This window comes from Pseudomonas sp. Root329, assembly GCF_001424925.1.
Taxonomy (GTDB): Bacteria; Pseudomonadota; Gammaproteobacteria; order Pseudomonadales; family Pseudomonadaceae; genus Aquipseudomonas; species Aquipseudomonas arabinosi.
Window position 1 is genome coordinate 28,385 of the sequence record NZ_LMCV01000049.1, and the last position, 18,252, is coordinate 46,636.

Consider the following 18,252-nt stretch of genomic DNA (forward strand, 5'->3'; position numbering starts at 1 on the left):
GTCCAGCTTCACCCACCTGTCATCCTGTTTCCTCTGCCCGAGAATCAGGAACAGGGTGACGGATTGCCCCGAAAGGGGTTTGCACGCGACGCTTCCATCAATAACAAGCCCAAGCGGAGTACCACAGATGGCGTTCTTCACCGCAGCCAGCAAAGCCGACTTCCAGCACCAACTGCAAGCGGCACTGGCCCAGCACATCAGTGAACAGGCACTGCCACAAGTGGCGCTGTTCGCGGAACAATTTTTCGGCATCATTTCCCTGGACGAGCTGACCCAGCGTCGGTTGTCCGACCTCGCCGGCTGCACCCTTTCTGCGTGGCGCCTGCTTGAGCGCTTCGATCACGCGCAACCGCAAGTGCGCGTCTACAACCCTGATTACGAACGCCACGGCTGGCAGTCGACCCACACCGCGGTCGAAGTGCTGCACCACGACCTGCCATTTCTGGTGGACTCGGTACGCACCGAGCTGAACCGTCGCGGCTACAGCATCCACACCCTGCAAACCACTGTGCTGAGCGTACGTCGCGGCAGCAAGGGCGAGCTGCTGGAAATCCTGCCGAAAGGCACCCAGGGCGACGACGTGCTGCAAGAGTCGTTGATGTACCTGGAAATCGACCGTTGCGCCAACTCGGCCGAACTGAATGTCCTGAGCAAGGAACTGGAACAGGTTCTCGGTGAAGTCCGCGTCGCGGTCGCCGATTTCGAACCGATGAAAGCCAAGGTCCAGGAGATCCTCACCGGCCTGGACAATAGCCAGTTCGCTGTCGATTCTGAAGAAAAAGCCGAAATCAAAAGCTTCCTGGAATGGCTGGTGGGCAACCACTTCACCTTCCTCGGCTATGAAGAGTTCGTGGTTCGCGATGAAGCCGACGGCGGCCACATCGTCTACGACCAGGACTCCTTCCTCGGCCTGACCAAATTGCTGCGCACCGGCCTGACCTACGATGACCTGCGCATCGAAGACTACGCCGTGAACTACCTGCGCGAACCGACCCTGCTGTCGTTCGCCAAGGCTGCGCACCCAAGCCGTGTACACCGTCCGGCTTACCCGGACTACGTGTCGATCCGTGAAATCGACGCCGACGGCAACGTCATCAAGGAATGCCGTTTCATGGGCCTGTACACCTCCTCGGTGTATGGCGAGAGCGTGCGGGTCATTCCGTACATCCGTCGCAAGGTCGAAGAAATCGAACGCCGTTCCGGCTTCCAGGCCAAGGCTCACTTGGGCAAGGAACTGGCGCAGGTAGTTGAAGTGCTGCCGCGCGACGACCTGTTCCAGACCCCGGTCGACGAACTGTTTGCCACCGTGATGTCGATCGTGCAGATCCAGGAACGCAACAAGATTCGAGTGTTCCTGCGTAAAGACCCGTACGGCCGTTTCTGCTACTGCCTGGCCTACGTGCCGCGCGACATCTACTCCACCGAAGTGCGCCAGAAGATCCAGCAAGTGCTGATGGATCGCCTGAAAGCCTCGGACTGCGAGTTCTGGACTTTCTTCTCCGAGTCCGTGCTGGCCCGCGTGCAGCTGATTCTGCGTGTCGATCCGAAGAACCGTCTGGACATCGACCCGGTTCTGCTGGAAAAAGAAGTGGTACAGGCCTGCCGCAGCTGGCAGGACGACTACGCGAGTCTGGTCGTCGAAAGCTTCGGCGAAGCCCACGGCACCAACGTGCTGGCTGACTTCCCGAAAGGTTTCCCGGCCGGTTACCGCGAGCGTTTTGCCGCCCACTCGGCTGTGGTCGACATGCAGCACCTGCTGAGCCTGAAAGAATCCAATCCGCTGGTGATGAGCTTCTATCAGCCACTGGGTCAGGTCTCCGGTCAGCGCGAGCTGCACTGCAAGCTGTATCACGCCGATACGCCGCTGGCGCTGTCCGACGTGCTGCCAATCCTGGAAAACCTTGGCCTGCGCGTGCTGGGTGAATTCCCGTATCGCCTGCGTCACAACAGTGGCCGCGAGTTCTGGATTCACGATTTCGCGTTCACCGCTGCTGAAGGCCTGGAACTCGACATCCAGCAACTCAACGACACCTTGCAGGACGCTTTCGTCCACATCGTGCGTGGCGATGCCGAGAACGATGCGTTCAACCGTCTGGTACTGACTGCCGGCCTGCCATGGCGCGATGTCGCGCTGCTGCGTGCCTACGCCCGTTACATGAAGCAGATTCGCCTGGGCTTCGACCTGGGTTACATCGCCAGCACCCTGAACAACCACACCGACATCGCTCGCGAGTTGACCCGGTTGTTCAAAACCCGTTTCTACCTGGCCCGCAAGCTCGGTACTGACGATCTGGAAGACAAGCAGCAACGTCTGGAACACGCGATTCTGAGCGCACTGGACGACGTCCAGGTGTTGAACGAAGACCGAATCCTGCGTCGCTACCTGGACCTGATCAAGGCCACCCTGCGGACCAACTTCTACCAGACCGACGCGCACGGTCAGAACAAGTCCTACTTCAGCTTCAAGTTCAACCCGCACCAGATTCCAGAGCTGCCGAAGCCAGTACCGAAGTTCGAAATCTTCGTTTACTCGCCACGCGTCGAAGGCGTGCACCTGCGCTTCGGCAACGTTGCTCGCGGTGGTCTGCGCTGGTCTGATCGTGAAGAAGATTACCGCACCGAAGTCCTGGGCCTGGTAAAAGCCCAGCAAGTGAAGAACTCGGTGATCGTGCCGGTGGGCGCCAAGGGCGGCTTCCTGCCGCGTCGCTTGCCACTGGGCGGCAGCCGTGACGAGATCGCGGCCGAGGGCATCGCCTGCTACCGCATCTTCATCTCGGGCCTGTTGGACATCACCGACAACCTGAAAGACGGCGCGCTGGTACCGCCGGCCAACGTCGTGCGTCATGACGACGATGACCCGTACCTGGTGGTGGCTGCGGACAAGGGCACTGCAACCTTCTCCGACATCGCCAACGGCATTGCCATCGACTACGGCTTCTGGCTCGGCGATGCGTTCGCATCGGGCGGCTCGGCCGGTTACGACCACAAGAAAATGGGCATCACCGCCAAGGGCGCGTGGGTTGGCGTTCAACGTCACTTCCGCGAACGCGGCATCAATGTTCAGGAAGACAACATTACTGTGGTCGGCGTCGGCGACATGGCCGGTGACGTGTTCGGTAACGGCTTGTTGATGTCCGACAAGCTGCAACTGGTCGCAGCGTTCAACCACCTGCACATCTTCATCGACCCGAACCCGGAGCCGGCCAACAGCTTCGCCGAGCGTCAGCGCCTGTTCGACCTGCCGCGTTCGGCCTGGTCGGATTACGACACCAGCATCATGTCCGAAGGCGGCGGGATCTTCTCCCGTAGCGCGAAAAGCATCGCGATTTCCCCGCAGATGAAAGAGCGCTTCGACATTCAGGCTGACAAGCTGACCCCGACCGAACTGCTGAACGCCTTGCTCAAGGCACCGGTGGATCTGTTGTGGAACGGCGGTATCGGTACTTACGTCAAAGCCAGCAGCGAAAGCCACGCCGATGTCGGCGACAAGGCCAACGATGCACTGCGCGTGAACGGCAACGAACTGCGCTGCAAAGTCGTGGGCGAGGGCGGCAACCTCGGTATGACCCAGCTGGGTCGTGTCGAATTCGGCCTCAATGGCGGCGGTTCCAACACCGACTTCATCGACAACGCCGGTGGTGTGGACTGCTCCGACCACGAAGTAAACATCAAGATCCTGCTGAACGAAGTGGTTCATGCCGGTGACATGACCGACAAGCAACGTAACCAGTTGCTGGCGAGCATGACCGACGAAGTCGGTAACCTGGTTCTGGGCAACAACTACAAGCAGACTCAGGCACTGTCTTTGGCGGCACGCCGTGCCTTCGTGCGGATTGCCGAATACAAGCGTCTGATGAACGACCTGGAAGGCCGCGGCAAGCTGGATCGCGCCATCGAGTTCCTGCCGGCTGAAGAAGCGATCAACGAACGCCTCGCGGAAGGCCATGGCCTGACCCGTGCCGAGCTGTCGGTGCTGATCTCTTACAGCAAGATCGACCTCAAGGAAGCGCTGCTCAACTCCCAGGTGCCGGACGACGATTACCTGACCCGCGACATGGAAACCGCTTTCCCGCCGACCCTGGTGAGCAAGTTCTCCGATGCCATGCGCCGTCACCGTCTGAAGCGCGAAATCGTCAGCACCCAGATCGCCAACGATCTGGTCAACCACATGGGCATCACCTTCGTTCAACGACTCAAAGAGTCGACCGGCATGAGCCCGGCGAACGTTGCCGGTGCTTACGTGATCGTGCGTGACATCTTCCATCTCCCGCACTGGTTCCGGCAGATAGAGGCCCTGGATTACCAGGTTTCCGCTGACGTGCAACTGGAGCTGATGGACGAGCTGATGCGTCTAGGCCGTCGCGCTACGCGCTGGTTCCTGCGCAGCCGTCGTAACGAGCAGAATGCTGCCCGTGACGTCGCGCACTTCGGTCCACATCTGGCAGCGCTGGGCCTCAAGCTCGACGAATTGCTGGAAGGCCCGACCCGCGAAGGCTGGCAGACCCGTTATCAGGCGTACGTTGCGGCTGGCGTTCCTGAGTTGCTGGCACGCATGGTTGCAGGCACCACTCACCTGTACACCTTGCTGCCGATCATCGAAGCGTCCGACGTGACCGGTCAGAACGCAGCCGACGTGGCGAAGGCTTACTTCGCCGTGGGCAGCGCGCTGGACATCACCTGGTACCTGCAACAGATCAGCGCGCTGCCGGTTGAAAACAACTGGCAGGCCCTGGCCCGTGAAGCGTTCCGTGACGATGTCGACTGGCAACAACGTGCGATCACCATCTCGGTCCTGCAACAGGGCGACGGCACTCAAGACGTGGAAACCCGTCTGGAGCTGTGGATGGAAGAGCACGAAGGCATGATCGAACGCTGGCGCGCCATGCTGGTAGAAATCCGTGCCGCCAGCGGCACTGATTACGCCATGTATGCGGTGGCCAACCGTGAGCTGCTGGATCTGGCGTTGAGCGGTCAAGCGGTAGTGCCAGTCACTGCCACTAGCACTGCCAGCGCTGAGTTGGAACCGGCGGCCTGATCAGGCGCTGAATGAAGAAGCCCCGCAATGAGAGTTGCGGGGTTTTTTTTGCCTGAAGGTTTTGTACCGTCTGGTCGGGCCCCATCGCGAGCAAGCTCGCTCCCACATTGGTTTTGCGTCGTACACAGAACTAATGTGGGAGCGAGCCTGCTCGCGAAGGGGCCATTAACCTCAATACAACTTTTTGCCTATATTGTTATCGATCATCGACACTTTATCTGTCGGCCTGGTCAATAAATTACTGAGCGACTGGTCAAACTTCTGCAAGGCCCGAACTTGCACATTTTGTTGTTCGTTAATGTCGGCAACTATCTCTTCGCTGCGTTTATAGTCCGCCCATACCGGACTCAGCTCTTTAGCGTCATGCCCTTGCGCAGTACCGATGTAATTGAAGTTCGAATCGTAGAACGCTGCGCTGACATTCGCGCTGATGTCCGAACTGCGCGACGTCATCAATTGACTGCGGGTATCGACAATGGCGACCACGTCCGGTTTAGCGGCCCTGAGACTTTGCATGTCCGGGTACACCGTCACCGAGCCAAACTGACGTTGCAAGGACGCCTTGACCCAGTCTACCGCCAGGTCCGGTTTGGAGGTGGCGACGTAGGCGTCGTGAATCGACTGCACCAGCAGGCTCTGGCCGAAACCGGTGCCGGCGTTGGCCTGGTAATCCTGAAGGTAGGCGCGGTTGGTCTGAGTGTTACGGCTGTAGACGATGCCCAGGGACACGTTGCTGCCATTGGTGACATGTGTGGCGCTGCTGCGGCCTACGGGCTCGGTGAAGACGCCGTCGAGCGAGGAAACAGCCTTCGGTGCAGTGGGTATTGAGCAGCCTGTTAAAAGAATCGTCATCGTCATGGTGCTGACAAGTGCAAGTTTCATGGTGTTTCTCCCGTGAAACAACTTGAGTCGGAAAGTTAATAGGCCGGACACAGTCGGCGGAGATTCCAGACTAAACCTGTCGACACTGAATGAAATGGCCAATCACCGCACTTGTCAGGTGACTACTAGTTTTGTTTGGTTTAAAAGGCCCCGGTTAATTGCGCCGGGAAATAAAAAGGCCTGAATTGTTAATTCGGGCCTGTTTATTTATGGCTGGCGCAACAGCTATCAGTTTTCCAAAGGGATCAATACTTTTTCGTCGGGCGCTAACACCATGAACACCAGCAGTTTGGCGGGTTTGGTGGTACTGGCATTTTTCGAGACCAGATGCTCCGATCCGGCCGGTTCATACCAATACTCGCCGGCCTTGTAGGTTTTCGGTTGCTCGCCTTTCACTTGAGAAACGATCGATCCAGAAATAACGTAAGCCATAGCCGTGCCCTCGTGCTTGTGGGCGATGGACGATTGGCCGGGTTTGTAGTCGACTTCGATCATCAACGCTTTTTTGCCTGGCACGTTTTGCAGCATTTCGTCCTGCAGAATGGTGACTTTTTCCGAAGGGTCGTGAGCGAATGCCGCGACGGAAAAGCTCAGGGCCAGGGCGGCGAAGGGCGCAGCACAGTAGCGGAAGGCGTTCATGGGTTATCACCTGCTGTGGTTAGTTGTCAGGGACCACAGTAAGTCTCGGCCAGGGCCAATCAAACAGCCAATTTTCGTGAAGGCGAGGGGACCAATGATGCGCGTTTTAAAAACAAGATCGCCGCCTCCGGCCACTCCTGCAGGGGTACCCAAAGCCCTGTAGGAGTGGCCGAAGGCGGCGACCTAATTTTTAAACGATAGGAAAACTGTTGAAGTCGACGCTGTTGGCCAGGCGGCTGTCGATCAGGCCGATAAAGCCTTGTACTTCAGGGCAGTTGAAATGCATTTGCATGGCCGCTTCCGATTGCCAGCGGGCGCTGACCGTCCAGCGGTTGTCGTCCTCGGGGCAGCGGTCGACCATATAGGAATCACAGCCCGGTAGTTCGCGCAGGGTGTCGACAATCTTTTGCAGTTGCTTGCCCAGTTCGTCCGAGCGGCCGGCGGCGGCCTGCACCTTAACGGTATTGATCACTTCGTTGGACATTGCTCACACTCCTGAATCAGGCCGGACGAATCCTGCTCATTGAGGGATAACGCTTATGCAGGATAGGCCTGCATCCCCGGACCACCAATAGCCAATAGCTGGATAAAAACGCAGACCAATCCGTCAGGCAACCTGCTGCAAAATGTCCCGCAGGCGGTCCAGCGCGATGTCGATGTCGAGGGTTTCGATGGCGCCAAAACCGAGGAAAAGCCCGGCCTGCGGCGCTTGCTGATAGAAAAAGCTGTCGATGGGATACACCCCCACTTCGACCTTTTTCGCCAGTTCGATCACCAATGGAATATCGATAGACACTTTGCACATAACCACCATGTGGAACCCGGCGGTGGTCGGGACAGCCTCGAGCCACGGTGAAAGATCGCCGGCCATGCGCTCGAGGATCCGCTCACGACGCCCGGCATAGATCGTATGGCAGCGCCGGATGTGCTTGAGCAGACAGCCTTCGGCGATGAACTTGGCCAGCGCCCATTGGGGCAGGGTGGACGTGTGCAGGTCGGTGAGCTGCTTGGCGCGAATGACCGCTTCGAGTATTGCCGGCGGCAGGATCGCATAACCCAGGCGCAGTTCCGGCAGCAGGGTTTTCGAAAAGGTCCCGACGTAGGCGACGATGCCGCGTTCGTCCATGCTTTGCAGCGAGTCGGTGGGTCGGCCTTCGTAGCGGAATTCGCTGTCGTAATCGTCCTCGATGATGATCGCGCCCAACTCATGAGCCCGCTCCAGCAGCGCCACCCGGCGCGCCTGGCTCATCGGCATGCCGAGCGGGAACTGGTGGGACGGCGTGACGTAGATCAGCCGGGTGCCAAGGGGGATCTTGTCCACCTGAATGCCTTCGGCATCCACCGGGACGCCGATCACCGTGGCGCCGTGGGTACCGAACAACAGGCGTGCGGGCGGATAGCCGGGGTCTTCCATGGCGACAAGGCTGCCGGGGCGCGTGAGCACCCGGGAGATCAAGTCCAGCGCCTGTTGCGCGCCGTTGCACACCACCACGTCTTCGTCCTGGCAATTGACCCCGCGAGAAAACGCGATGTGCCGGGCGATCGCATTACGCAGCGCCGGCAAGCCTTCGGGCAGGCTGTAGAAGCCCTTGGAAGCGGCGATCTGGCGTAAGGCGTGAGCGGTGCAGCGCCGCCAGTCATCCTGGGGAAACTGGCCCTTGCTGGTGGCGCCGCCGATGAAGTCGTAGCGCAACGAGCCTTCCAGCGTTGGATGACGCAGGAACACCGGCAGGTTGCGCCAGGACTCGATGACCTCGGCACTGGCCAATTCCGAATGGCTCTGTTTACGGGTGATTTTCGCCGGTCGGGCGTTGACGTAGGTGCCTTTGCCGATGACCCCGGTGAGGAAGTTTTCGTAGGTCAGTTGCGTGTAGGTGTCGGAAATGGTCTTGCGCGAAATCCCCAATTGTTCTGCCAGCAAACGACTGGGCGGCAGTTGCGTCCCGGCTGCCAGGCGACCGGATTCGATGGCGCTGCGCAGTTGGTTGTACAACTGGCCTGCCAGGTCCTTGCGGCCGTTGATGACAACGTGAAGTTCCATACCGGCGAGGCTCCTGGGGCAATTGAGGCGCGTGTGCGTCGGGCCAGATTACCCGCATGAGCGCCTGCGCAAAAGTTGCGTGGGCGAAAAACCTCCGATTGGTCTGGTGCCTGAGTGGTCCACGGGTATTTCGCAGAATTGGATCTGTAACGCCTGCGTATCAACGCCTACCTTGAGGGGCACACATTCGATCCACGAGGTCACTCCATGAACCCCCGCCTGGATTACTACAGCGCATCGCCCAAAGCGATGAAAGCGATGATTGCCATGGAGGCCTTGACCAGCAACCTCAGCATCGAGCCGGCCTTGCTGCACTTGATCAAGATCCGTGCCTCGCAACTCAATGGCTGCGCTTTCTGCACCGATATGCACTCGGTGGATGCCCGGCGACTCGGCGAGACTGACCGTCGTTTGTATTCGATCGTGGTCTGGCGCGACAGCGGTTTCTTCAATGCGCGAGAGCGTGCAGCGCTGGCCTGGACCGAAGCCGTCACCTTGCTCTCTGAAAGCCATGTGCCGGACGAGGTCTACGCGCAGGCCCGGGAGCAGTTCAACGAAGGCGAGATGGTCGACCTGACCATCGCCGTCACCACCATCAACAGCTGGAATCGCCTGGCGGTGAGTTTTCGGCAAACCCCCGGCGGCTGAATCGATTTTCCGCCCTGAGTGTCACATCAGGTTCATAAACGCTGCGCAGGATGAGGCTTTCAAGGACAGATCGACAGGGAGTCAGCGATGCGATTCATGGAAACCACAGTTCGTCAGCAAGTTGCCGAGTACCGCACGCCCGTAGAAAAAACCTCATCCTGGCGCACTCTGGCGGCAGGGATCGATCCGGTACTGGCGCAGTCTTTTCGGGTCAGTGCCCGTTGCGGCTGTTTCATGCAGGCAGCCCGCAGCCTCAACATCAAGACCACCCAGCTGCGCAAACAATTGGCGCAGCTTGAAGCGCACCTGCAGTGTTCGCTATTCAGTCACTCAGAGAATGGAGTTGCCCTCAGTCGTGACGGGTTGCAGCTGCAATCGCAGTTGATTGCCCTGGCCCACGAGCGCGATTTGCCGGTGACCGAACAGCCGTTGATTCGCCTGGCCGTCGCCGAATCGATCCTGCATGACATTCTCGGTCGCGATCTGGTTGCCTTGTTGCGGCGCAACGCCAGCGTGCGCCTGGACATCATCACCCTGGACAGCGAACTGTCCCTGCAAGCGGTCAGTGCCGATGTGGTGTTGTGGCTGGCCGGCACCGATTCACCGCTGCCTGGCCCGAGTTTTGCTGTCAGCGAGCCCCGGCGTCTGGCGCGGCTCGATTACTTGCCCCACATCGCCAAACGTTATTCACGGGTCGCGTCGCGGCCAGACAGCCTCGACGACTTGACGGATTTCCTGCTGGTGCAATGGCAGCATGACCGTCAGGTCGACAGCTTTCGGCCGTGGAACACCCTCGTGGATCAACGCCTGGCCGGAGTGGTGCAGTTGCATTCCTATCAGCTGATGCTGGAGATGATCCGTTGCAGCGCCTGCATTGGCCTGCTGCCCGGATACATCAGCCGCTTCGACCGCGGTCTTATTGAGTTGCCGGGACTGTTCAGTCAACCGATGCAGCGTCAGGTGTGGATGGCGGTCAATGCCGAGTCCGAGGGGCAAGTGCAGGTGCAGATGATCGTTGAGCTGATCCAGAACACCTTCGAAGAGCGGCGGGAGTGGTTCGAACAACCTGCGGCGGTATAGAGTGGGCGGCCATGTCTGTATCAAGGATGAATCACCCATGCCCGCCACTGACGCTGTCATCTCCCTCGAACGTTTCAACGAATGCCACATCGACGGCATTACCGCGCTCTACAACGATCCGGCCATTACCCGGCAGGTGCTGCAAATGCCGTTTCAGTCCACCGAAGTCTGGCGCAAGCGCCTGGCGCCGGACAACGAGCGTGTGGTGCAGCTGGTGGCGCTGCATCAAGGGACGGTCATCGGCAATATTGGCCTGGAGCAGTTTTCGCGGATCCGCCGCAGCCATGCCGGCAATCTCGGCATGGGCGTCGCGGTGGCCTGGCAGGGCAAGGGCGTCGGCTCGAAGCTGTTGGCGGCGGCGCTGGACATCGCTGACAACTGGATGAACCTGCAACGGCTCGAACTTTCGGTGTACGCCGACAACGAAGCCGCTATCGGGCTTTACCGCAAGTTCGGCTTCGACACCGAAGGGCTGTTTCACGACTACGCCGTGCGTGATGGCGTGCTGGTGGATGCCTTGAGCATGGCGCGCCTGCGTCGCACACCCAAGGCCGCTTAAGTCACTCGCCCAAGGCGAACGCCACCGCCGCCTGCGCATGCAGTTCGGTGGTGTCGAGCAAGGGCAGGGCGCTGTGCTCGGGTTTGATCAGCAGGCCGATTTCCGTGCAACCGAGGATGATGGCCTGGGCGCCACGTCGGGTCAGTGACTCGATGACCTGCTGGTAGACCTTGCGTGACGCCTCGCTGATCACCCCGACGCACAACTCGTCATAGATGATCCGGTGGACGGCCTGACGTTCATCAGCCTCCGGCACCAGTACGGTCAGCCCCATTGAAGTCAGGCGCTCCTTGAGGAAATCCTGCTCCATGGTGAACGCTGTGCCGAGCAATCCGATTTTCAGCGCGCCCGCCTCGACGGCAGCCTGACCCGCCGGGTCGGCGATGTGCAGAAACGGAATGCTGATCGCGGCCTGAATCTGCCCGGCCACTTTGTGCATGGTGTTGGTGCATAGCACCACACAATCGGCACCGCCAGCCTGCAACCGCTGCGCCGCATCCACTAGAATCGCCGCCGCATCGTCCCAGCGCCCGGCATGCTGGGCCTGTTCGACAGGGCCAAAGTCGACGCTGTACATTAGCAGTTTCGCCGAACGCAACGGCCCGAGCCGGTCGCGCACCTGCTGGTTGATGAGACGGTAATACTCGGCGCTGGACTCCCAGCTCATGCCGCCGATTAGGCCGATGGTGCGCATGTCGTGCTCCTGTTGATGGCAACCCTTTGCGAGAGAGTGTCCAGTGGATCCCGGTTTCGATCTATCAGGAAATTTCATATGCCTGATGCAATGAGTCAGCGCTTGGTCGGCGGCAAAATCTGCCTGCAACTCTTGCCTCGTGCGGCGTACAGCGCGCGTGACGCGGCACAGTCGCAAACGCTCGGGGTAACGCTGGAGCGTCAGCAAGGTGTGCACGCCATCGATTCCGACCATCGGGTGGATTTTGATACCTTACCCGGCGTTTTGGCTTATACACCGATCGGAGTCGAGGTGTTTTCCGAGTCCGCCACTGGCGGTGAATACCTGCTGATGCGACTGGACCAACAGTTTGCCGGTGAGCAGTTACCTTGCGTCACCCACCGCATGCAGTCTTCAGGCAATCGACGCGCGCTGACCCTTGCACGAGAGCTGCGACGTCTGTTGCTCGCCCCACAGCCCGATCTACTGGCGTTTGAGCAATGTGCCCTGGATCTCGTTGACTTGACACCCCTGAAAATCGAAACAACACACCGGATCACGCCCACGTCCTTCGCTCGAGTACTGGACCAGATCGCCGAGCAATTCCACGAACCCCTGACCCTTGGACAATTGGCCGTCACTTACGGGCAAAACGAGCTGCGCTTTCTGCGCGACTTCACCCGGACCATCGGCCTGACACCCCACGCTTACCTCGTTGAAGTGCGGCTTCAGGCGGCACGCCGGATGATCGAATACACCGACCTGTCCCTGGCCGACATCGCCCTGGATGCCGGCTTCGCCCATCAGTCCCACATGGGCAGTGCCTTTCGCAAATACCTGGCCATGACGCCCAGCCAATACCGTTCACGCTTTTAGTCGTACGCCGGCAGCGCGCATCTGCCATGCTCAAAGTCCGCAGCACCGTTTCAACAAAGGAACACCGCAATGGACGATGTACAGCAACTGGGTGAGATGCTTCGCCATTACGCAGAAAGCGAAGCGCACAAGAAGCAACTGTTCGAGTCGCAATCGGCCGTGTGGGCGACGCGCATTGGTGAACTGTTCGATCAGATCCAGCAATGGCTGGAACCGGTCCAGGCGCCGAATCTGCTGGAGGTGAGCCGCGAGGCGTATGTTGCGTCCGGGCCGAGCGTGCCGGTCGAAACGTCGACCTTCAAGACCGAGAAGCTGTCCATTGTGATCGCCGGTAAACCGGTTGAATTTGTGCCGGATGTGATGGGGGCCGGTGGTCAGATTTCACTGGCCGTGATGGGCCTGACGGCCGCGCGCTACGGCAGCATTTCGCTGGTGTGCCTGCCGCCGTCCAGCAGCTGGCAATGGCGCAAGACCAACGGTTTGAAAGACCCGGATACCTTTGCGTTCGATGCGAACTTTTTGGCGCAGCAGTTGCAGAGCCTGATCCCGCGCGAGCGCAGCTGAACCCTCTGACCTGACACATACCCTGTGGGAGCGGGCTTGCTCGCGAAGAGGCCATAACATTCAGCATCAATGTTGAATGACAGTCCGCTTTCGCGAGCAAGCCCGCTCCCACATTGAATTTGTGTTGCGTCAAATTTCGAGGTTGCCCCAGCCGGGTTTCGCCTCTTCAGGCGCAACGGCCTTCACGGTCTTACCCGTCGCCAATTCCACCCGCCGCGCCACCTCCGGGTCATCGGCAAACGGAATCAGACTGGCTTCATCCAGACTCTCTGCCGTCTGGTGTTTCAGGCAGTATTCAACCGCCAGCCAAAGCCCCACCACGCCCAGCACATTCAGCACGACCTCAATCATCTCAAGCCCCTTGCCTCAGGCAATCTGCGCGTCGCGTTCGGCCATTTCGACGTCCGAAACCCGCACCGTGCGCCAGACGTTGTAAGCCATCAGCAACATCCCGCTGAGGAAAAACACGCCGCCAGCGAAGCGCACCACGAACCCTGGATGGCTGGCTTGCAAGGCTTCGACGAAGGAGTAGGTCAGCGTGCCGTCATCGTTGATCGCGCGCCACATCAGGCCCTGGGTGATGCCGTTGACCCACATCGAGGCGATGTACAGCACGGTGCCGATGGTCGCCAGCCAGAAGTGCAGGTTGATCAGTGGTGTGCTGTACATCTGCTCGCGACCGAAGACTTTCGGGACCATGTGGTACAGCGAGCCGAAGGTAATCATCGCCACCCAACCGAGGGCGCCGGCGTGTACGTGGCCGATGGTCCAGTCGGTGTAGTGGGAGAGGGCGTTGACCGTCTTGATCGCCATCATCGGCCCTTCGAAGGTCGACATCCCGTAGAAGGCCAGGGACAACACCAAAAAGCGCAGGATCGGGTCGGTGCGCAACTTATGCCAGGCCCCCGACAGCGTCATCATGCCGTTGATCATCCCGCCCCAGCTCGGTGCCAGCAGGATCAGCGACATCGCCATGCCGAGCGACTGCGCCCAGTCCGGCAGCGCGGTGTAATGCAAGTGGTGCGGGCCGGCCCAGATGTACAGGGTGATCAGCGCCCAGAAGTGCACGATTGACAACCGATAGGAATACACCGGCCGCCCAACCTGTTTCGGCACGAAGTAATACATCATCCCGAGGAACCCGGTGGTCAGGAAGAACCCCACTGCGTTGTGCCCGTACCACCACTGCACCATGGCGTCGGTTGCCCCGGAATACACCGGATAGGACTTGAACCAGTCCACCGGAATCGCCAGGTGATTGACCACGTGCAGCATGGCGATCACCACGATGAACGCGCCGAAGAACCAATTGCCGACGTAGATGTGTTTGGTCTTGCGCTGCACCACGGTAGTGAAAAACACGATGGCGTAAGCCACCCAGACCACCGTCATCCACACCGCGCCGGAGAACTCGATCTCGGCGTATTCCTTGGTGGTGGTGTAGCCCAGCGGCAGGGTGATCAGCATCACCACGATCACTGACTGCCAGCCCCAAAAGGTGAATGCGGCGAGCTTGTCGGAAAATAGCCGCACCTGGCAGGTGCGCTGCACCGCGTAGTAGCTGGCGGCAAATTGCGCGCTGCCTGCAAAGCCGAAAATCACCAGGCTGGTGTGCAGCGGGCGCAAGCGGCCGAAGGTGGTCCATGGCAGGTCGAGGTTCATCTGCGGCCACACCAGTTGCGAGGCGATCCACACCCCCATCGCCATCCCCACGACACCCCAAACCACGGTTGCCACGACGAATTGGCGGACGACCTTGTAGTTATAGGCCTGTCCGATTGTTGCTGTGCTCATGGTCAATGCTTCCACGGTTGCAAAGTCTTGCCAGGCCACCCGGACTGGCATGTCGTCCACTGTAGAAACCCCGCCGGAAACAAAACAGACTCAGAAAAACCGAGTTTATGCGGATCAGATAAAGCGAATGCCTGCGGTGATCAGCCGCAGTCTGATACGGTTTTTTAGCATTCAGGTGAATCTGTAACGTGCTGCGCCGCAGGTCCATAGTCGTTACCTCGTGAACGAGCCGCAGAGCCCGATCAATCCTGATGAGGTAGCCACATGTATCAGTACGATGATTATGACCGGGCCCTGGTCTTTGAGCGGGTCGCGCAGTTTCGCGATCAGGTCGAACGCTTCATGGCGGATGAGTTGAGCGAAGAGGAATTCCTGCCGCTGCGTTTGCAAAACGGTCTGTACATGCAAAAACACGCCTACATGCTGCGCGTGGCGATACCTTACGGCACGTTAAGCGCGCCGCAAATGCGCACGCTGGCGAGCATCGCCCGGGATTACGATCGAGGCTATGGCCACTTCACCACCCGACAGAACATGCAGTTCAACTGGATCGAACTGGCCCAGGTGCCGGACATCCTCGAACGCCTTGCACACGTGGAAATGCACGCGATCCAGACCTCCGGCAACTGCGTGCGCAACATCACCACCGAAGCCTTTGCCGGGGTGGCAGCGGATGAAATGATCGACCCGCGACCGCTGGCAGAAATCCTCCGGCAGTGGTCGACCATCAACCCGGAATTCCTGTTCCTGCCGCGCAAGTTCAAGATCGCCATCTGCTCGGCGGAACAGGACCGGGCGGCGATCATGATGCATGACATCGGCCTCTATCTTTACCCGGGCACCGATGGGCAAATGCTCCTGCGGGTCATCGTCGGCGGCGGATTGGGGCGCACGCCGATCCTTGGTTTGCAGATCCGCGAAGGGTTGCCGTGGCAGCATTTGCTGTCCTACGTCGAAGCGGTGCTGCGGGTCTATAACCGACATGGCCGGCGTGACAACAAGTACAAAGCGCGGATCAAGATTCTGGTCAAGGCACTGGGCATCGAAGCCTTTGCCAGGGAAGTGGAGGAGGAGTGGCAGTACCTCAAGGACGGCCCGGCGCAACTGACCGACGTCGAATATGAGCGTGTGGCCAGTGCCTTTGTGCCACCGGACTACCGCGTTCTGGCGGACACCGACCTCGATTTCGGCACACGCTTGTCCGAAAACCCGGCCTTCGCCCGTTGGGTGTCGCGCAACGTTCAGCCGCACAAAGTGCCGGGCTACGCCAGCGTGGTGCTGTCGACCAAACCGGGCATTGCCTCACCGCCGGGTGATGTCACGGCTGAGCAAATGGAGGCGGTGGCCGACTGGTCCGAGCAGTTCGGTTTTGGCGAAATTCGCATCGCCCATGAACAAAACATTGTCTTGCCCGACGTGCCCAAGGCTGATCTCTACATGCTTTGGAGCCGCGCCTGCGAACAGGGCCTGGGCTGCGCCAATATCGGTTTGCTGACCGACATCATCGCCTGTCCCGGCGGCGACTTCTGCGCGCTGGCCAATGCCAAGTCGATCCCCATCGCGCAAGCCATTCAGGCACGCTTCGAAGACCTCGACTATCTGCATGATCTGGGCGACATCAGCCTGAACATTTCCGGCTGCATGAACGCCTGCGGCCACCACCACATCGGCAACATCGGCATTCTGGGGGTCGATAAGAACGGCAGTGAGTGGTACCAGATCACCCTCGGCGGTGCTCAGGGCAAGAACAGCGCATTGGGCAAAGTCATCGGCCCGTCCTTCAGCGCCGCCGAAGTGTCCGAGGTGATCGAGCAGATCATCGCCACGTTCGTCAATTACCGCGAGAGCGAGGAAGTGTTCGTTGACACCTTGCAGCGCATCGGTCTGGAACCGTTCAAAGAGCAGGTCTATCCGAAGCTGCTGGAGGTGTCGGCATGAACAATGTGCTGCGACTGGACGAGAGTGTGGCGCGGATTGTCGCTGATGATCCATGGACCCTGGTCAGGGATGTCAACGATGAATGGCCGGCGGGTGCAGTGATTCTGCCGTTGGCCCGTTGGCTTGAAGGTCCACCGCAAAAGGGCGTGTGGTTGGGGCCGGACGATGAGGTGGAAAGTCTCAAGCCGTGGTTTTCACACCTGCCGCTGATTGCCCTCGACTTTCCGAGTTTCCGTGATGGTCGCGGTTACAGCCAGGCGTACTTGTTGCGCACTCGATTGGGCTGGACGGGCGAGTTGCGCGCCGTCGGCGATGTACTGCGCGATCAACTCAGCCACATGCGTCAATGCGGGTTCGACAGCTTCGCGGTGCGTGAAGATAAATCGGCTGAAGATGCGCTCAAGGGGCTGGCCGGAATGAGTGTGCTGTATGGGCGCTCGGTGATTGAGCCGCGGCCGTTGTTCAGACGACGTTGAGGGTTTCGCTTGGGTCGATGATGGCACTTTGGTAGAGTCCGCATCTCATAAGGAAGTCGTACCGAAAGGAGTCTGGTTTGAGTGTGGGCAAGAAGATTTTAGGGTTAACCGCGTTTCTGCTGATGTTGACCCTGTGGGGCGGTTACTTTTATGTGTTCCAGGAAAACCGCGGCGGGCAGTTGGGTGGTGCGTTCGACAGTTACGCCTGGTGCGGCACGCCACCGGCCGCCGATGCGCTGTCGCTGGGCAAGGATCAGCTGACCCTGCGCATCATCAACAACCTGCGTGGCGAGTTCATGCTCAGCGGCGCGGTGATTGTTTCCGAGCGCACCTTCAACCGCTACGACCTGGGCCGAAACGAGCTGCGCCTGCGCCTGGAACCGCTGCAATGGTCCTACGGCGCCACGCCGATTTTCCTCGAACAGGTCAGGATCAAACCCCTGAGCCGTAACCTCGCTTCTGACAACAAAAGTGCCTACGCGGAACTCGAGCCGCGACCGATCGGCGTGCAGGGTCGCGCCAGCGAGTTTCCCTTCGACACCTACCGCTACGGCTACAAACCGGTGCTGTATTACCTCAAGGGCAATGAGCGCGTCGACCTGCGATTCCGCCACATCACCACGGTGATGGAGATGTCGAACACCTTTACGCCCATTCAGAAGTACAACCGGGCCGAGTACATCAATGAGAAAAACTCGTTGGTGCGCGAGGAAGACTACAAACCCTACGCCACCCATGAATGCGCGTTCAGCGTCGAGCGCAAAGGCTCGTTCAAGGTGATCGTCTTGCTGTTGCTGCTGGTGATTTGCCTGCCACTGATGCACGTGTTTTATCGCGACGAGCCGGGCATCGATTTTCTCGCCACGCTGGTCAGTATCGGGGCGATCCGGGTGTTTCTGGTGGGGCCGTTGCAGGACTTTCAGCTGTACAACATTGACTTCCTGTTCGGCGCGGCGATTTTGCTGGTGGGGACGGTGTCGTTGATCAAGGCGATGCGGGCGAACAGTCGGCGGGAGTTGGCGTTGAAGAGTGGTTCGTCCTGGTGAT

Annotated in this window: 16 protein-coding genes; 9 read left to right on the plus strand and 7 right to left on the minus strand. The window is 59.5% G+C overall.

Features of this window, described 5'->3' with window-relative positions; translation table 11 throughout:
• Positions 1-127: 127 nt before the first annotated feature.
• Positions 128-5,035, plus strand: coding sequence for an NAD-glutamate dehydrogenase (locus ASC74_RS27825; RefSeq protein ID WP_056745834.1), 4,908 nt, complete (start codon positions 128-130; stop codon positions 5,033-5,035).
• Positions 5,036-5,206: 171 nt separating this feature from the next.
• On the opposite strand, the gene ASC74_RS27830 is transcribed toward ASC74_RS27825, so the two are convergent.
• From ASC74_RS27830 to pdxR, 4 genes are all read right to left on the minus strand, one after another.
• Positions 5,207-5,917 carry a hypothetical protein gene (locus ASC74_RS27830; protein WP_056745836.1) on the minus strand — a complete coding sequence of 237 codons (711 nt, stop codon included), beginning with the start codon at positions 5,915-5,917 and terminating at the stop codon, positions 5,207-5,209.
• A gap of 228 nt (positions 5,918-6,145) precedes the next feature.
• Entirely contained in the window at positions 6,146-6,556 is a 411-nt protein-coding gene (locus ASC74_RS27835) for a cupin domain-containing protein (RefSeq protein ID WP_056745838.1), read from the minus strand.
• A 190-nt stretch (positions 6,557-6,746) separates the two neighbouring features.
• Positions 6,747-7,040, minus strand: coding sequence for a putative quinol monooxygenase (locus ASC74_RS27840; RefSeq protein WP_008150809.1), 294 nt, complete (start codon positions 7,038-7,040; stop codon positions 6,747-6,749).
• Between the two features lie 123 nt (positions 7,041-7,163).
• Positions 7,164-8,597 carry a MocR-like pyridoxine biosynthesis transcription factor PdxR gene (pdxR, locus tag ASC74_RS27845; RefSeq protein WP_056745840.1) on the minus strand — a complete coding sequence of 478 codons (1,434 nt, stop codon included), beginning with the start codon at positions 8,595-8,597 and terminating at the stop codon, positions 7,164-7,166.
• Positions 8,598-8,804: 207 nt separating this feature from the next.
• On the opposite strand from pdxR, the gene ASC74_RS27850 reads away from it, so the two are divergent.
• The 3 genes from ASC74_RS27850 (at position 8,805) to ASC74_RS27860 (ending at position 10,884) form a co-directional block, all read left to right on the plus strand.
• A complete protein-coding gene (locus ASC74_RS27850) occupies positions 8,805-9,245 on the plus strand; it encodes a carboxymuconolactone decarboxylase family protein (RefSeq protein WP_056745842.1) in 441 nt (146 codons plus the stop codon).
• Between the two features lie 87 nt (positions 9,246-9,332).
• The gene (locus tag ASC74_RS27855; protein WP_056745844.1) at positions 9,333-10,325 is read left to right on the plus strand and encodes a LysR family transcriptional regulator; all 993 of its coding nucleotides are present in this window, start codon (positions 9,333-9,335) and stop codon (positions 10,323-10,325) included.
• A 37-nt stretch (positions 10,326-10,362) separates the two neighbouring features.
• Complete coding sequence (locus tag ASC74_RS27860) at positions 10,363-10,884, plus strand: GNAT family N-acetyltransferase (RefSeq protein WP_056745846.1); 522 nt, start codon at positions 10,363-10,365, stop codon at positions 10,882-10,884.
• A 1-nt stretch (position 10,885) separates the two neighbouring features.
• Here the strand turns inward: ASC74_RS27860 and ASC74_RS27865 are convergent, their stop codons facing one another.
• Positions 10,886-11,578 carry an aspartate/glutamate racemase family protein gene (locus ASC74_RS27865; RefSeq protein ID WP_056745848.1) on the minus strand — a complete coding sequence of 231 codons (693 nt, stop codon included), beginning with the start codon at positions 11,576-11,578 and terminating at the stop codon, positions 10,886-10,888.
• A gap of 78 nt (positions 11,579-11,656) precedes the next feature.
• On the opposite strand from ASC74_RS27865, the gene ASC74_RS27870 reads away from it, so the two are divergent.
• Both ASC74_RS27870 and ASC74_RS27875 read left to right on the plus strand, forming a co-directional pair.
• Complete coding sequence (locus ASC74_RS27870; RefSeq protein WP_056745850.1) at positions 11,657-12,433, plus strand: AraC family transcriptional regulator; 777 nt, start codon at positions 11,657-11,659, stop codon at positions 12,431-12,433.
• A 69-nt stretch (positions 12,434-12,502) separates the two neighbouring features.
• Positions 12,503-12,997: a hypothetical protein gene (locus ASC74_RS27875; RefSeq protein ID WP_046046933.1), complete on the plus strand. Its 495-nt coding sequence runs from the start codon at positions 12,503-12,505 to the stop codon at positions 12,995-12,997.
• 129 nt (positions 12,998-13,126) lie between these two features.
• On the opposite strand, the gene ASC74_RS27880 is transcribed toward ASC74_RS27875, so the two are convergent.
• Positions 13,127-13,348: a hypothetical protein gene (locus ASC74_RS27880; RefSeq protein ID WP_056745851.1), complete on the minus strand. Its 222-nt coding sequence runs from the start codon at positions 13,346-13,348 to the stop codon at positions 13,127-13,129.
• A gap of 15 nt (positions 13,349-13,363) precedes the next feature.
• The gene (gene ccoN, locus ASC74_RS27885; protein ID WP_056746106.1) at positions 13,364-14,791 is read right to left on the minus strand and encodes a cytochrome-c oxidase, cbb3-type subunit I; all 1,428 of its coding nucleotides are present in this window, start codon (positions 14,789-14,791) and stop codon (positions 13,364-13,366) included.
• A 264-nt stretch (positions 14,792-15,055) separates the two neighbouring features.
• On the opposite strand from ccoN, the gene ASC74_RS27890 reads away from it, so the two are divergent.
• The 3 genes from ASC74_RS27890 to ASC74_RS27900 all read left to right on the plus strand — a co-directional run bounded on the left by ASC74_RS27890 (position 15,056) and on the right by ASC74_RS27900 (position 18,251).
• Positions 15,056-16,729: a nitrite/sulfite reductase gene (locus ASC74_RS27890; protein WP_056745853.1), complete on the plus strand. Its 1,674-nt coding sequence runs from the start codon at positions 15,056-15,058 to the stop codon at positions 16,727-16,729.
• Entirely contained in the window at positions 16,726-17,205 is a 480-nt protein-coding gene (locus tag ASC74_RS27895) for a DUF934 domain-containing protein (RefSeq protein ID WP_056745854.1), read from the plus strand. The genes ASC74_RS27890 and ASC74_RS27895 overlap by 4 nt, the downstream gene beginning before the upstream one ends.
• A gap of 77 nt (positions 17,206-17,282) precedes the next feature.
• On the plus strand, positions 17,283-18,251 hold the full coding sequence (locus ASC74_RS27900; protein WP_056745855.1) for a hypothetical protein: 969 nt from the start codon (positions 17,283-17,285) through the stop codon (positions 18,249-18,251).
• The last annotated feature ends 1 nt before the right edge of the window (position 18,252 follow it).

Coding starts and splice junctions, on each gene's coding strand:
- ASC74_RS27825 (WP_056745834.1), top strand. CDS start 128: ATGGCGTTCTTCACCGCAGCCAGCAAAGCCGACTTCCAGCACCAACTG.
- ASC74_RS27830 (WP_056745836.1), bottom strand. CDS start 5,917: ATGAAACTTGCACTTGTCAGCACCATGACGATGACGATTCTTTTAACA.
- ASC74_RS27835 (WP_056745838.1), bottom strand. CDS start 6,556: ATGAACGCCTTCCGCTACTGTGCTGCGCCCTTCGCCGCCCTGGCCCTG.
- ASC74_RS27840 (WP_008150809.1), bottom strand. CDS start 7,040: ATGTCCAACGAAGTGATCAATACCGTTAAGGTGCAGGCCGCCGCCGGC.
- pdxR (WP_056745840.1), bottom strand. CDS start 8,597: ATGGAACTTCACGTTGTCATCAACGGCCGCAAGGACCTGGCAGGCCAG.
- ASC74_RS27850 (WP_056745842.1), top strand. CDS start 8,805: ATGAACCCCCGCCTGGATTACTACAGCGCATCGCCCAAAGCGATGAAA.
- ASC74_RS27855 (WP_056745844.1), top strand. CDS start 9,333: ATGCGATTCATGGAAACCACAGTTCGTCAGCAAGTTGCCGAGTACCGC.
- ASC74_RS27860 (WP_056745846.1), top strand. CDS start 10,363: ATGCCCGCCACTGACGCTGTCATCTCCCTCGAACGTTTCAACGAATGC.
- ASC74_RS27865 (WP_056745848.1), bottom strand. CDS start 11,578: ATGCGCACCATCGGCCTAATCGGCGGCATGAGCTGGGAGTCCAGCGCC.
- ASC74_RS27870 (WP_056745850.1), top strand. CDS start 11,657: ATGCCTGATGCAATGAGTCAGCGCTTGGTCGGCGGCAAAATCTGCCTG.
- ASC74_RS27875 (WP_046046933.1), top strand. CDS start 12,503: ATGGACGATGTACAGCAACTGGGTGAGATGCTTCGCCATTACGCAGAA.
- ASC74_RS27880 (WP_056745851.1), bottom strand. CDS start 13,348: ATGATTGAGGTCGTGCTGAATGTGCTGGGCGTGGTGGGGCTTTGGCTG.
- ccoN (WP_056746106.1), bottom strand. CDS start 14,791: ATGAGCACAGCAACAATCGGACAGGCCTATAACTACAAGGTCGTCCGC.
- ASC74_RS27890 (WP_056745853.1), top strand. CDS start 15,056: ATGTATCAGTACGATGATTATGACCGGGCCCTGGTCTTTGAGCGGGTC.
- ASC74_RS27895 (WP_056745854.1), top strand. CDS start 16,726: ATGAACAATGTGCTGCGACTGGACGAGAGTGTGGCGCGGATTGTCGCT.